The 13123-nt window shown below is 70.6% G+C and carries 12 protein-coding genes; 6 read left to right on the forward strand and 6 right to left on the reverse strand.

Annotated elements, in window-relative coordinates:
- Nucleotides 1-129: 129 nt before the first annotated feature.
- From AB0N07_RS07445 to AB0N07_RS07465, 5 genes are all read left to right on the forward strand, one after another.
- Nucleotides 130-564 carry a DUF5994 family protein gene (locus AB0N07_RS07445; RefSeq protein ID WP_365833059.1) on the forward strand — a complete coding sequence of 145 codons (435 nt, stop codon included), beginning with the start codon at nucleotides 130-132 and terminating at the stop codon, nucleotides 562-564.
- Between the two features lie 301 nt (nucleotides 565-865).
- A complete protein-coding gene (locus tag AB0N07_RS07450) occupies nucleotides 866-1072 on the forward strand; it encodes a cold-shock protein (RefSeq protein WP_020943091.1) in 207 nt (68 codons plus the stop codon).
- 243 nt (nucleotides 1073-1315) lie between these two features.
- Nucleotides 1316-2830, forward strand: coding sequence for a DEAD/DEAH box helicase (locus tag AB0N07_RS07455; RefSeq protein WP_365833061.1), 1515 nt, complete (start codon nucleotides 1316-1318; stop codon nucleotides 2828-2830).
- Nucleotides 2831-2909: 79 nt separating this feature from the next.
- Complete coding sequence (locus AB0N07_RS07460) at nucleotides 2910-3317, forward strand: hypothetical protein (RefSeq protein ID WP_365833063.1); 408 nt, start codon at nucleotides 2910-2912, stop codon at nucleotides 3315-3317.
- Nucleotides 3318-3394: 77 nt separating this feature from the next.
- Nucleotides 3395-3682, forward strand: a complete 288-nt coding sequence (locus tag AB0N07_RS07465; RefSeq protein WP_365833065.1) for an SCO5918 family protein — start codon at nucleotides 3395-3397, stop codon at nucleotides 3680-3682.
- A 505-nt stretch (nucleotides 3683-4187) separates the two neighbouring features.
- Here the strand turns inward: AB0N07_RS07465 and AB0N07_RS07470 are convergent.
- The 6 genes from AB0N07_RS07470 to AB0N07_RS07495 all read right to left on the reverse strand — a co-directional run bounded on the left by AB0N07_RS07470 (nucleotide 4188) and on the right by AB0N07_RS07495 (nucleotide 11402).
- The gene (locus tag AB0N07_RS07470; protein WP_365833067.1) at nucleotides 4188-4427 is read right to left on the reverse strand and encodes a DUF5302 domain-containing protein; all 240 of its coding nucleotides are present in this window, start codon (nucleotides 4425-4427) and stop codon (nucleotides 4188-4190) included.
- A 162-nt stretch (nucleotides 4428-4589) separates the two neighbouring features.
- The gene (locus AB0N07_RS07475) at nucleotides 4590-6005 is read right to left on the reverse strand and encodes a DEAD/DEAH box helicase (RefSeq protein ID WP_365833069.1); all 1416 of its coding nucleotides are present in this window, start codon (nucleotides 6003-6005) and stop codon (nucleotides 4590-4592) included.
- 540 nt (nucleotides 6006-6545) lie between these two features.
- Complete coding sequence (locus AB0N07_RS07480) at nucleotides 6546-7967, reverse strand: aldehyde dehydrogenase family protein (RefSeq protein ID WP_365833071.1); 1422 nt, start codon at nucleotides 7965-7967, stop codon at nucleotides 6546-6548.
- A complete protein-coding gene (locus tag AB0N07_RS07485) occupies nucleotides 7964-8842 on the reverse strand; it encodes an SDR family oxidoreductase (protein WP_365833073.1) in 879 nt (292 codons plus the stop codon). The genes AB0N07_RS07480 and AB0N07_RS07485 overlap by 4 nt, the downstream gene beginning before the upstream one ends.
- Entirely contained in the window at nucleotides 8839-10185 is a 1347-nt protein-coding gene (locus AB0N07_RS07490; protein ID WP_365833075.1) for an NAD(P)/FAD-dependent oxidoreductase, read from the reverse strand. Before AB0N07_RS07490 ends, AB0N07_RS07485 begins: the two co-directional genes overlap by 4 nt.
- A 71-nt stretch (nucleotides 10186-10256) precedes the next feature.
- The gene (locus AB0N07_RS07495; RefSeq protein WP_365833077.1) at nucleotides 10257-11402 is read right to left on the reverse strand and encodes an MFS transporter; all 1146 of its coding nucleotides are present in this window, start codon (nucleotides 11400-11402) and stop codon (nucleotides 10257-10259) included.
- Between the two features lie 259 nt (nucleotides 11403-11661).
- Between AB0N07_RS07495 and AB0N07_RS07500 the strand changes: the two genes are divergently transcribed.
- The gene (locus AB0N07_RS07500; RefSeq protein WP_365833079.1) at nucleotides 11662-12723 is read left to right on the forward strand and encodes an AraC family transcriptional regulator ligand-binding domain-containing protein; all 1062 of its coding nucleotides are present in this window, start codon (nucleotides 11662-11664) and stop codon (nucleotides 12721-12723) included.
- Nucleotides 12724-13123: the final 400 nt, after the last annotated feature.

Genomic DNA, 13123 nt, shown 5'->3' on the forward strand with positions numbered 1-13123 from the left:
CAGCGGTGCCGTTCCCGGCGAGTGACGAAACGGGCAGTCGTCCGACGGCTCCCGGGACGGGACCGCACGATGGAACCCGGCGGAACACCGGCGGAAGACGCGTCTTCGGCCGACGCGCACACGTATCGCATGCCCACACCTCGCCTGTCCCTCACCCCGGACATCAGCCACGGCCCGCTGGACGGTGCCTGGTGGCCGCGCTGCAATGCGCTGGAGCTCGAACTCCCCTCGCTCGTCGGCTCGTTGGATCCGGACCTGGACACGGCGGTGCGGGTAACCGTGAACCCCAGCGAATGGCCCGACACCCCGCGCACCGTCATGGCGCCCGGCCGGGTGATCGCCGTGGAGCCGGCCGGCCCCGGGGGCGAGACGCACGTCATCTCCCTCGACTGCGGCTCCATGGGACGCTGGGTGCTCCTGGTCGTCCCGCCGGACGAGCCGGCCGGAACCGCCGCCCGGCTGCTGGCCGCCGCGGCCGACCCCGAGAACCCCCTGACCGCCGCGCGCATGCTGGCCCTCGCCGAGACCGATCGCCTCGGGGGGTCGACAGGAGAGGCGGAATGAGGCACTGCCGGGCGTGCGTCTGAACCGGGAAATACGCCGGAAGCTGAACGAGCGCGGCGCAGAAACCTGGTCCCGCCACTACAGAAAAACACCCCGACACGGGAGGATAATTACAGGATGCTCCCGAAAACGCATGACCGTCTCCATACGGCCTGTGTTAACGTAGGGTCAGTTGCAGTTTTGGTTGCCAGAGATTTTTTCTTTGCGAAGCTTTCCGGAGTCTTTCCGGAGGGGTGATCATCGCGGCGACTCGGCTTCGTAAAGTGCGGAGTCCGGCACTGCCCCCCAAGGGAGATTCAATATGGCATCTGGCACCGTGAAGTGGTTCAACGCGGAAAAGGGCTTCGGCTTCATCGAGCAGGAGGGCGGCGGCGCTGACGTGTTCGCCCACTACTCGAACATCATCAGCAACGGAGGCTTCCGCGAGCTTCAGGAAGGCCAGAAGGTTAGCTTCGACGTCACGCAGGGCCAGAAGGGCCCGCAGGCCGAGAACATCGTTCCCGCCTGACGCAGACGCGAATCGTCGCGAGCCAGTGGTTCGCGCATCATGTGGCTGGGGCCCGTGCTCTTGGGGTACGGGCCCCAGCCCATTGATTTTCCCATTTTCCGGATTTTCCGGACTGCCGACCGTCCCCGCTCCAGCGCCAACGAGGCCCGGCTCTTTTTTCTTCGGCTCATTCTTGCGAATCCTCGTGCGGTCGTCACCGCTGGACGGAATTCCTCGATACGCCGCATCGAGGAAGGTTCTTCCATGAACCGCACCCCCCGTCACACAGGCACCGCTTCCGGCAGCCGCTTCCCTACTCGGGGGACGGGCCGCCAGGGTCCCCGTCCGGCCGTCGGGCGAAAGACCGGCCGGGGCGCACGCCCCGCCCCGCGCCAACAGGAGTTCGCGCTGCCGGCCACCCTCACCGAGCCGCTGCCGGCCGTGGCGGCCTTCGCCGAGCTGGACATGCCCGCACGTCTGCTGGCCGCCCTCGGCGCCGAGGGCGTGACCGTGCCCTTCCCGATCCAGGCGGCCACGCTGCCGAACGCGCTGGCCGGCCGGGACGTCCTGGGCCGCGGCCGTACCGGCTCCGGCAAGACGCTCGCCTTCGGCCTGCCGCTGCTGGCCCGGTTGGACGGACAGCGGGCCCAGCCCCGGCAGCCGCTCGCCCTCGTCCTCGTCCCCACCCGGGAACTGGCCCAGCAGGTCACCGACGCGCTCACCCCCTACGCCCGCACCCTGCGGCTGCGGCTCGCCACCGTGGTGGGCGGCATGTCGATCGGCCGACAGGCGAGCGCGCTGCGCGGCGGTGCCGAGGTCGTCGTCGCCACGCCCGGCCGCCTCAAGGACCTCATCGAACGGCGGGACTGCCTGCTGGACCGGATCGCCGTCACCGTCCTGGACGAAGCCGACCAGATGGCCGACATGGGCTTCATGCCGCAGGTGACCCAGTTGCTCGACCTCGTGCCTGCGAGCGGCCAGCGACTGCTGTTCTCGGCCACTCTGGACCGCAACATCGACCTCCTGGTACGCCGTTACCTCCACGACCCCGTGGTGCACTCGGTCGACCCGTCCGCGGGAGCCGTCACCACCATGGAGCACCATCTGCTGCATGTGGACGACGCCGGCAAGCACACCACGGCGACCGAGATCGCCGCCCGCGACGGGCGGGTGATCATGTTCCTGGACACCAAACACGCGGTCGACCGCCTGACCAAACACCTGCTGTCCGTCGGTGTGCGCGCCTCGGCGCTGCACGGCGGCAAGTCCCAGTCACAGCGCAACCGGACACTGGCCCAGTTCAAGGACGGCCACGTCACGGCCCTGGTGGCCACCAACGTCGCCGCCCGCGGGATCCACGTCGAGGGCCTCGACCTCGTCGTGAACGTCGACCCGCCCGGCGACCACAAGGACTACCTGCACCGCGGCGGCCGTACCGCCCGCGCAGGCGAGTCCGGCACGGTCGTCACCCTCGTGCTGCCGCACCAGCGGCGCGCGATGGACCGTCTGATGGCCGACGCGGACATCACTCCGCGTATCGTGCGGGTCCGCCCGGGCGAGGCCGAACTGCACCGCATCACCGGTGCCCGTACCCCGTCCGGCGTGCCCGTCACCCTCCCCGCGCCGGTCCAAGAACGGCCCGAGAGCAGGGGATCCGTCGGCCGGCATCACAGGAGCCGGGCCGCCGACCGTGGGAGGAGCGGCCAGGGGGCCGGCCGTGGCGGAAGCGGCCGGGCCGCCGCCCGGGGCCGTCGGCCTGTACCGAGGAACAACCCATAGCTCAAGCCCGGGGAAGCATTCCCTGCGGTCGGGACGAGCCGTCGCCCGTCCTGCCCGCCCCAACGAAGAGGAAAAGCCCTTGACGACGTTCCCGCCCCGAACACAAGAGCTCGACAGCGCCGACGGCACCGGTCCGACCGCCCGCGACGCCATGTATGCTCCCGGGCCGCAGGTCGACGACCACATGGCGGTCGACGTGGCCCTGTCCGTCCTCATCGGTGCGCGGGTCCCGCATCTGCTCCTCCGGGACGAGGACGGTCGGTGCGCGGGACTGGTCACACGGGCCCAGCTCGCCGCACACCGCGGCGGCTCGTGGTACAGCGACCGAACCCGGCTGCAGGACATCCCACTCGACCGCGGGCCGTTCACCTCGTCCACATCGATACTCGGTGAGGCGGAGGCCGCCATGCGGATCCGGACACTGGACGTGTCCCCCGTGATCGACGAACACGGCTACGCCCTGGGCGTGCTCGCTCTCACGCCCTGACCGTCGTACCGACCCCGCCCGACCGCCGTCACCCGGTCACCGTCCCCGGCCTTCTCCCCCACTTCGTGGAGGCAGCCATGCGCTGTGTCATCGCCCGGTACCCCTTCGACCTGACCAAGATCGAGATCGAACAGTCCATGACCGGCGTCCCGCCCGAACCTGTCACCGGCGTGTCTGTCAGCATCGACCGCCGCGTCTACCCCGTGATGCAGGTCGGGGAAATGATCACCAGGCAGAACCGCCGTGACTTCACGGTGGCCGAGATGCGCCGGGCACTGACCCGACTCGGCTTCACCTGCCACGACGTGCCCCCGGTCGCGCCAAGCCGGGATGCGCGGGCGGACGACAGGGCGCTCGGCCGGTGAACGATTCCGAAGTGGTGAGCCGCGAGGCCGCATGAGGTCGGTACGACCCGCCGGCCTGGTTCTCGTCGCGGGGCTGCCCGGCGACAACCGGTGCGACACGGCCCGAGCCGTTACCCGGTAGCGCTGCACACGTGCGACGGCGACCGCGACCGCGCGCACCCTGCATCAGCCCACTGATTCCGTGCCCTCCCGGGCCGCGATGCGGCCGGTGGTGCCCCGACAGCGGGCACTGGCCGTAGTGCTCCGCTCCTGCCTCCTCGACCAGGAGATGGCGTGGCAGCGGCTGTTCGACCGGCGGGCTCTCGGTCTCGTGGACATGATCGTCTCCAACGCCGGCTACAGCCTGTTCGGTGCCGCAGCGGCATTCCCACAGACGAGACCGCCGGCTGCGCCTCGCCCGCAACGCGCACAGGGGTACGTGCACGCTGCGGGCCACGGCATGGGGCGCGCAAGTGGGCGGCGCCCAAGGGGCTGTTCAGCGGCCGGATCGCCGGGGCTGATCGACTCAGCCGCCGCTCTTACGCCTGAACGAGCGCTGGCTGGCAGCCGGGCCGCGCGTGGAACGGACCTTCGACGCATCGGGGTTGGCGGCGATATCAGCGGCGTCCGCCTGCGCACCGCGCTTGCGCGCCAGGGCTTCGCGGAACTTGCGCTTGAGGTCGTAGCTGCCGTCGCTGTCCGCCAGAGGAGAGATCTCGGGGCCAGCCGGCTCCGAACCTCCGGTGGATTCGGGCTCTGCGGTCATGATGACCTCCTGGGTTCGGGGGGGTGGGCAAGCACAGCTTGTCATGCCGGACGCAGTGCAGGACGTCGGCAACATCATCCTGCTCCGTTTCTGCGGCAGCTTCGGGCCGGGCCGCGGGTTGTCGACCCCGCGGCCAGGACATTGGCCGCCGGGCAACGGCTCTCAGCTGTTGCGCCGCACGAGGGCCGCCTTGCGGGCCTCGGCGAGCTTGCGGGCCTCGCCGGTCTTTCGGGACCTGCCGCCGGCTCCGCGGGAGGGGTCCTTGGTGGTGCCGAGGCCGCGGAAGGGCGCGTTGCTGTTCTTGGGCCGGGGGACGGCGGGCCCGCCGTCGAGCGGGGTGCCGGAGGGAGCCTTGGCACCGGTGATCCGGCTCAGCTCCGCCTCGCCCGAGCGCACCTTGGTGACGGTTGCCTCGATGCCGGCCTCGGCCATCATGCCGCTCGTCTCACGGCGCTGGCCTGCCAGTACGAGCGTGACCACGCTGCCGGACTCACCGGCGCGGGCGGTGCGGCCCGCCCGGTGCACGTAGTCCTTGGGGTCGGTGGGCGGGTCGACGTTGACCACGAGATCGAGGTCGTCGACGTGCAGGCCACGGGCCGCGACATTGGTCGCCACCAGAGCGGTGATCTGGCCGTTCTTGAACTGCGCCAGGGTCCGTGTGCGCTGTGGCTGGGACTTGCCGCTGTGCAGGGCCCCGGCGTGCACGCCGCTGGCCCGCAGATGCCGGGTGAGCTGGTCGACGGCGTGCTTGGTGTCGAGGAACAGCAGTACACGGCCGTCGCGGGCGGCGATCTCCGTGGTGACGGCGTAGCGGTCAGGGCCGTGGACGACCAGAACGTGGTGCTCCATCGTCGTGATCGTGCCCGCGGACGGGTCGACCGAGTGGACGACGGGGTTGTGCAGGTAGCGGCGGACCAGCTGGTCGACGTCGCGATCCAGAGTGGCCGAGAACAGCATCCGCTGACCGTCGGGGTGTACCTGGTCGAGCAGGTCGACCACCTGCGGCAGGAATCCCAAGTCGCACATCTGGTCGGCTTCGTCCAGCACGGTGATCCTTACCCGTCCCAGGCGGCAGGCGTTGCGCTCGATCAGGTCGTGCAGGCGTCCGGGGGTGGCGACGACCACCTCGGCTCCCTGGCGCAGCGCGGCGATCTGCCGGCCGATCGACATGCCACCGACGACCGTGGTCATCCGCAACTGCAGGGCCTCGGCGTACGGCGCCAGCGCCTCGGTGACCTGTTGGGCCAGCTCCCGGGTGGGCACGAGGATCAGAGCGAGTGGCTGCTTCGGTTCGGCGCGCCGCCCGGCCGTACGGGTCAGCAGCGGCAGGCCGAAGGCGAGCGTCTTGCCCGATCCGGTGCGTCCACGTCCCAGGACGTCGCGCCCCTTCAGGGCATCGGGAAGTGTGGCGGCCTGGATCGGAAAAAGTTCACGCACCCCGAGTCCGGTCAGTGTCCGCACCACCCCCACGGGCAGTTCCAGACCGGCGAAGGAGACGGCTGGGGGCAGCGCCGGGGTCGTGGCCTCAGGCTGGGCGGGACCGCCGTGAGCGATGCCGAAGTCATCGGGGTGCTTCATGAACAGCCTTCCGCAGAGGAACGAACCGAGGAAGGCCCGGCAGGGTGATACAGCCCGCGCACAAGCGGAACCGAACAGGCAGAATTGCCCACCGCGACGACCACGCAAACAAGCGAGGGTAACACGAGGCATACATCGCCCCTGATGACGATCGCCCCTCCCGAGTGAACCGACACGGCCCGGCAGCCCTTCCGACATGCATCTGCGACGGCAAAGGTGCCCCCGGGCTCGTACGAAGCCCGGGGGCGCCCAGCGCCGTCAGTGCCGTCCGGCGGGGCGGCTGCGCGGCCCGCCGGTGGTGTCCGTGCGGCCATGGCGGTTCGCTCCGGCCGTCTGCCAGGGGCAGGTGCAGTGGGGCGCCGAGGGCCTCCCGGCGCTGCACACCGTCGTCCGGGACCGCGCGGATCCCGGCCTGGCGAGCCGGTAGGTGATCCCCGCCCGCTCCGAGGTCGCCGTGTGCTCGGCCCGGCAGTGGAAGGGCCGCCGCGGCACCGGCATCGACACGGCGAGGCTTGGATGCCTGACACGGCCTCAGCGGGATCAGCGGGTGCGGATCCAGACCGTCTTCTCGCGGGTCCACTGGTCGAAGGCGTTGGTCGACTTCTCCACGCCGCCGAATCCGGACTGTTTCCAGCCGCCGAAGGGTGTGGTGATGTCGCCCTCGCTGTAGGCGTTGACGGAGACCACGCCGGCCTGGATGCCGCGTGCCAGTCGGAGGGCGGTGTCGAGGTCGCGGGTCCACACCGAGGCGGCGAGGCCGTATTCGGTGGCGTTCGCCAGATGCAGCGCCTCTTCTTCGGAGGTGAAGGTCTGGACGGTGACGACGGGGCCGAAGAGTTCCTGGGTGAGGACGTCGCTGCCTTCGGGGGCGTGGGTGATCACGGTGGGCGGGTAGTAGGCGCCGCGCTGGGGCAGGCCGTGCGGCAGGCCTCCGGTGTGGATGCGGGCTCCGCCGGAACGTGCGGCTTCCACCGCCGCCGCGACCCGGTCGAAGGCCGTCCGGTTGATCAGTGGGCCCAGTTGCGTGCGGGGGTCCGCCGGGTCGCCGACGACCAGGCGTTCGGCTGCGGTTGTGAAGCGGTCCAGGACCTCGTCGGCGATGCTGTGGTGGACCAGGACGCGGGAACCGGCCGTGCAGTTCTGTCCCATCGTCAGGAACGCGGCCTCGGTCATGTGGTCGATGAGTTCGTCGCCGTAGGAGAGTGCGTCGGCCATCAGCACCTGGGGGCTCTTGCCGCCCATCTCCAGCGAGACGCGTTTGAAGTTGGTGTCGGCCGCGTCCTTCAGGATGCGGCGGCCGGTGCCGGTGGAGCCGGTGAAGGAGAGGGCGCCTACGACGGGGTTGCGGGCCAGGGCGGTGCCGGTGACGGCTCCGTGGCCGGGCAGGACCGTGAGGGCCCCTTCGGGCAGGCCCGCCTCGGTGGCGAGTCGGGCCAGGTGCAGGGCCGAGCGCGGGGTCGCCTCGGCGGGCTTGACCAGCAGGCAGTTGCCCGCGGCGAGCGCGGGGCCGACCTTCCACGCGGTCATGGCCAGCGGGTAGTTCCAGGGCAGGATCGCCGCGACCACCCCGATCGGTTCCCGGCTCATGAGGCCGAGGCCGTCGGGTCCGCCGGGGGCGATTCTGCCGAACACCTTGTCGGCTGCTTCGGCGAACCAGCGGATCGACTCGATCGCGCCCGGTACGTCGCCGGTCAGGCATTCCGTGATCGACTTTCCCGCGTCCTCGCTGTCCAGCCGGGCCAGGATCCCGGTGTCGCGTTCCATCAGGTCGGCCAGTCGCAGCAGCACCGCGCTGCGCTCGCGGACCGGCAACCCGGACCACACGCCCGATGCGAAGACCTGCTCGGCCCGCTCGGCGGCCTTGGTGACGTCCTCAGCACTGGTGGCCGGCACGGTGGTGATCAGTTCGCCGGTGGCCGGGTTGACGACCTCCAGCGTGGCGGGGCCCTCGACTGCGGTCATTTCTCCTCCACCAGCTCCCAGCGTCCGTCGGTCTGCCGGGCCAGCCCCCGACGGCGCAGCTCGTCCAGATAGCGGGCCATGCCGCGCTCCCCTCTCCGTCGGAACAGCGGGAACACCTTCGGCAGCAGGTTCGGCGCCAGCATCGCGAACCGCACCAGGCGGGACTCCCCTGTCCGGGGATAGGCCTCCAGGCGGGGCTTGTCGAGCAGGCTCACCACGGCTGCGACTACGTCGGCAGGCTGCTGCGGTGGGTCCTGGAACTGCATGGAGTTCCCGCCGTCCACGGCCTCCTGGCGCAGCATCCGGGTGTCGGTCGCCGACGGCAGCACCGACCCGGCCAGGATGCCCTTGCTCCTCAGGTCGAGCCCGATGGCGAGCATCGCCCCGCGCAGCCCGAACTTCGAGGCCGTGTAGATCGGGGTCTCGCCCAGCGGGAAGATCCCGCCGAGGGAGACGGTGGTGACCACTCGGGCATCCTGGGAGGCTCGCAGCAGCGGGATCGCGATCCTGGTAGCGACCAGCGGCGAGGTCAGGTTGAGGGCGATCTCCTCCTCGATGCTCTCGACGCTGCGTACGTCGAAGCGTTCGGCGTTGGTCATTCCCACGTTGTTGACAAGCACGTCGAGGCGTCCGTACACGTCGGCGACCTGGTCGAAGAGGAGTTCCACCTGGGCGCGGTCGGTGAGGTCGCAGCCGAGAGCGGTGTGGCCGGCGCCGGGAAGCTCGGCGGCGACGCGCTTGGCGCGGGCCTCGTCGATGTCGACGACCACGCAGCGGGCGCCGCCGGTGGCGAAGCGGCGGCTCATCGCGCTGCCGATCCCGCCGGCGCCGCCGGTCACCAGCATGACCTTGTCACGGAAGTCGAAGCCGCTCACGACACCACCTCCGCGTCCCGCAGGGACCGCACGCGCGGCGGTAGGCCTTCGGTGCGCCAGCCCATGTCGGCCGCGATCTTGGCAAGGTGCTTCACGAGGGCCTCGCTGTCGACGTAGCCGGTGTGCCGGGGCGAGTCGACGAACTTGAGGCCGCCGGACAGGTCCGGACGGTCGTTACGGATCACGCCCGCGAATCGCTGCGCGTTCGGCAGTCCCTGCGCCACGTCGTCGATGTGCCCGGCGATCAGCTGGGCCTGGGTGTCGAAGAGCCGGTAGGCGCCGGAGTTGGTCTCGACGAAGCCGACTCCGAACAGGCCCTGGTGCTCGCGGGAGAACGACGACAGGTACAGGTCGGGGTGTTGCTCGTCGCCGAAGTACTTCTGCGCGACCGGCACTTGGTGGACGTAACCCGTGGCCAGCAGGATCAGGTCGAAGTCGTCGCGGGTGCCGTCCGTGAAGTGGACCGTGCGGCCCTCGGTGCGGGCGATCCCCGGCCTGGCTGAGATGTCGCCGTGCTGGAGGTGGTGGATCAGCATCGAGTTGATCGTGGGGTGGGTCTCGAACAGTTTGTGGTCCGGCTTCTGCAGGCCCAGGCGCGTCGGGTCGCCGTTGATGATCCGCAGGAGGGTGCCGAAGACCCGCTGCGCCAGCCACATCGGCAGGTGCGGCCCGTCGTTGGCGATGGTGTCCACGGGCCGGCCGAAGAGGTGCTTGGGGATGAACCAGTAGCCGCGGCGCATGCTGATCACCGCGTGGTCCGCGCTGCGGGCCGCGTCGCACGCGATGTCGCAGCCGGAGTTCCCGGCGCCCACGACCAGGACGCGCTTGCCGCGCAGCTCCTCCGCGCTGCGGTAGCCGACCGTGTGGCGGACCTCCCCGGTGAAGTTGCCGGGCAGTTCAGGAACGTTGGGGTGCCACTGCGACCCCGTACACACCACGACCTGGCTGTGCACGGTCTGCGGTCCGTCGGTCCGGGTTACCGTCCAGGTGCCGTCGGCGTTCTTTTCCACGCTTTCGACCTCGACGCCGAACTGGATGCGCTCCGTCAGTCCGTAGGCGTCGGCGAAGGACGTCAGATACGAGAGGATCTGCCGGTGCGGCGGATAGTCGGCGAATTCGTCGGGCATCGGAAATCCTCCGAAGCCCGAGAGGGTTTTGCTGGAAATGAAATGAGCCGACTCGTACATCGGGCTGCCGGGATTGTCGATGTCCCAGATTCCGCCCGGCCCGGTGTGCCGCTCAAGGTGCGTGTACGGCAGGTTCCGCTCCGTCAGGGCTCTGGCGACCGCGAGCCCGGCAGGTCCCGCTCCGATCACGCAGGTGTCGTACTGGTTTTTTCCCATGAGGGGATCCCTTTTCTATCGGTGGAAGGAAACTTATTCATCTGCAGTTCAGCGGGAAATGGTCCGGCCGGTCAGAGAGGGGGCCTGGGCGGCCATGCGAAAGACCGTGCGGTCGTCAGGAGCGCGAGGACGAGTGCGGCGGGGATGGCGTAGGCGAGGCGGAAATGGCCGGTGGACCCGAGGATTCCGCTGGCGGCGCCGCCCACGAGTACGCCCGCGTAGTTGAAGACGTTCATACGGGCCAGAACCGCCTCGGTCGCCCCCGGTCGCAGGCGTCCGGCAGAGGCGAGGCACAGGGGCACGAGTGCGGAGACCCCGAGCCCGGTGCACGCGGCAGCCAGGACGGCGTACGGCCAGGCGGGTGCTGCCGCCAGTCCGGCCAGGGCGGCGGCGGTGAGCACCGTGGCGGCACGGATCACCGCCACCGGGCCGAGGGTACGTACGAGACGGTCGGCGCAGGTCCGCCCCGTGACGGTGCCCACCTGATAGGCCGCATAGGCCAGGGGTGCGAGGGACAGGGCGGTGTCCAGCGTCTGGTGGAGGTACAGCGTCGACCACGACGAGACCGTGGAGTCGATGACATAGGCGACCAGGAGGACCAGGCCGAACGGGGCGAGTCTGCCCCACAGTCCGCGGCCGAGCGCGACGGAATCTCCGCGGGTCTCCTCATGGGCGGACACGGCGAGGGGTGAGTCGGTGGGAAGCTCGTGGGCGCGGACGGTCAGGGCAAGGGCCAGAACAAGGCCGGCCTGAGCGGTCAGCGTGTACTCGACGGGCCAGCCGAGGTGAGCGGTGCCCGCGGTCAGCAGCGCGGCCGCGATTCCGGCCGCGCTCCAGGCGGCGTAGAAGGAGGCGAAGATGCTCCGGCCGTAGTGGCTTTCAACGGCCGCGGCCCGCGCGTTCGCCGACACGTCGATGCAGCCCAGGGCCATGCCGAACAGTGCGTAGGACACGGCGGCCACGGCCCGGCTGGGAGCCCAGCTGATCAGCAGCAGGGCCGCGGCGGTCGCCAGGACGCCGACCCGCATCGCGGCGACCAGCCCGACACGCCGGATCACGGCCAGCCCGGCGAAGCTGCCGACGCCCGCGCTGAGCGCGACGGTCACGACGAGCACGGTCATCGTCAGCGGGGAGAGCGCGAGACGCTCCTTGACGGCGGGCACCGTGGTGGACACCGCGGCCACCGCCGCTCCCTGGGCGGCGAACACCGTCGCCACGGCCCCTCGGGCCGCCGTATGAGGGCTGCGGCGCACGGTTCGTCGCCGGGCCGGAGTCTGAACAGGTGCGATCATGGTGAGCCTTCGGTACACCGGCGCGAGAGCGCAGAATGGGCGGGTTCGGCACAAGGTAGGGACGGCGAAAAGACGTGTGCAGCGCGCCGGAGGCCGAACAGGGGGCCCCGGCGGCCACCCCCGCGACAGGCGCGGCCCGGCTGCTTACAGTGAGGCGAGAAACGCCCTGGTGAGAGGGGACGCGATGCCCGATGCTCCCGCACCGGTCACATCTCCGGGAACGAACCGCAGCACCTCGGCGACCATCGCGCCGAACATCCTGCGCTACCTCGGCCGGGTCGTCGGCGAGTCCGGCGTCGACCTGCAGCCGCTGCTCACCCGCGTGGGGCTGGACCCGGCGGTGATGGGCTCCGCCGCGCTGCGGGTCTCCTACCGGCAGGGCAGTGACGTCATCCGCCAGGCGGTGCGCCTGACCGGCGACGAGCATCTGGGGCTGCGGGTGGGCGCGACGCAGCACCTCACCGCGTGGGGGCTGATCGGCCTGGCCATGATGGCCGCCGACACTCTTCAGGACGCCATCGAGACCGGGGTCCGCTTTCAGAACCTGTCCGGGGCGATGACGGTGTGGTCGGCCCGCTGGGAGGACGCCGGCTATGTGCTGCGCGCCGATCTGCCGGACCCCGCGCTGGATCCGACGGTCGCCGTCTTCCTCACCGAGGAGGCGTACTCCAGCGTCGTCACCCTCACCCGGCTGAGCATCGGCGCCGCGTTCGCCCCGCAGACGGTCGCGTTCGCCTTTCCCGCCCCGCGCGACACCCGCCCGTTCGACGACCTGTTCCGCTGCCCCCTGCGCTTCGACGCCGCCGGCAACCGCATGGTGTTCCCGGCCCGGTGGGCCCGTGCGGCCATGCCGGGCCGGGACCCCATCACCTACGCCTCGGTGCTGGAGGTCCTGGAGAAGGAGACGGCCTCACGGCGCGACCAGCAGGACCTGCTGGAGGTCCTGGAGATCTCCATCGCGCAGAGCCTTCCGGCCGTCCCCTCCTTCACCGAACAGGCCCGCAGACACGCGTCCAGCGAACGCACCCTGCGCCGCCGCCTGGCCGACTGCGGCACCACGTACGAGGCGATCGTCGACGGAGTCCGTCGCGAGCAGGTCGAACAGCTCCTGCGGCGCCCGGAACTGACGCTCCGTGACATCACCCGCCAGGCGGGCTTCGCCGACGTGAGCGCACTGCGACGTGCGGTACGCCGCTGGCACGACCTGACCCCGCTCGAACTGCGCGCCGGTCTGCTGGAGCGGTAGACGCCGACCGGCCCGACTGCACGCGCTGCCCGAGCGGGGTATCGAACCCGGGCCCCGTCGTTCGACCCAGCTCGGCGCCGCGGGCCCTGGCACGCACTCCCTCACTGCCTTGAGGGGCGTCGGGCACCCAGCCGCATCGTCGTCGGTCGCCGACCCTCCGCGTCACCCGCCGCGGCAAGCGGCTGATGTCGCAGCCTCGTCCGCCTTGCAACCGCATAGCTCCCCCAGCTTTCGGCTTCGCCCGAGCGGGGCCCCATGACCCCGCTCGGGTCGGCTGCAAGGCACCGATCCCTACAGCCGACCTGATCCGAACGGCAGGGCCTCACCGTCCCGCTCGCAGACGAAACCGCGGCTGCCCGGACCGAGGTCCGACACGGTGACCACCCCTTCGGTCACCTGC

This window comes from Streptomyces sp. NPDC051172, assembly GCF_040682555.1.
GTDB lineage: Bacteria > Actinomycetota > Actinomycetes > Streptomycetales > Streptomycetaceae > Streptomyces.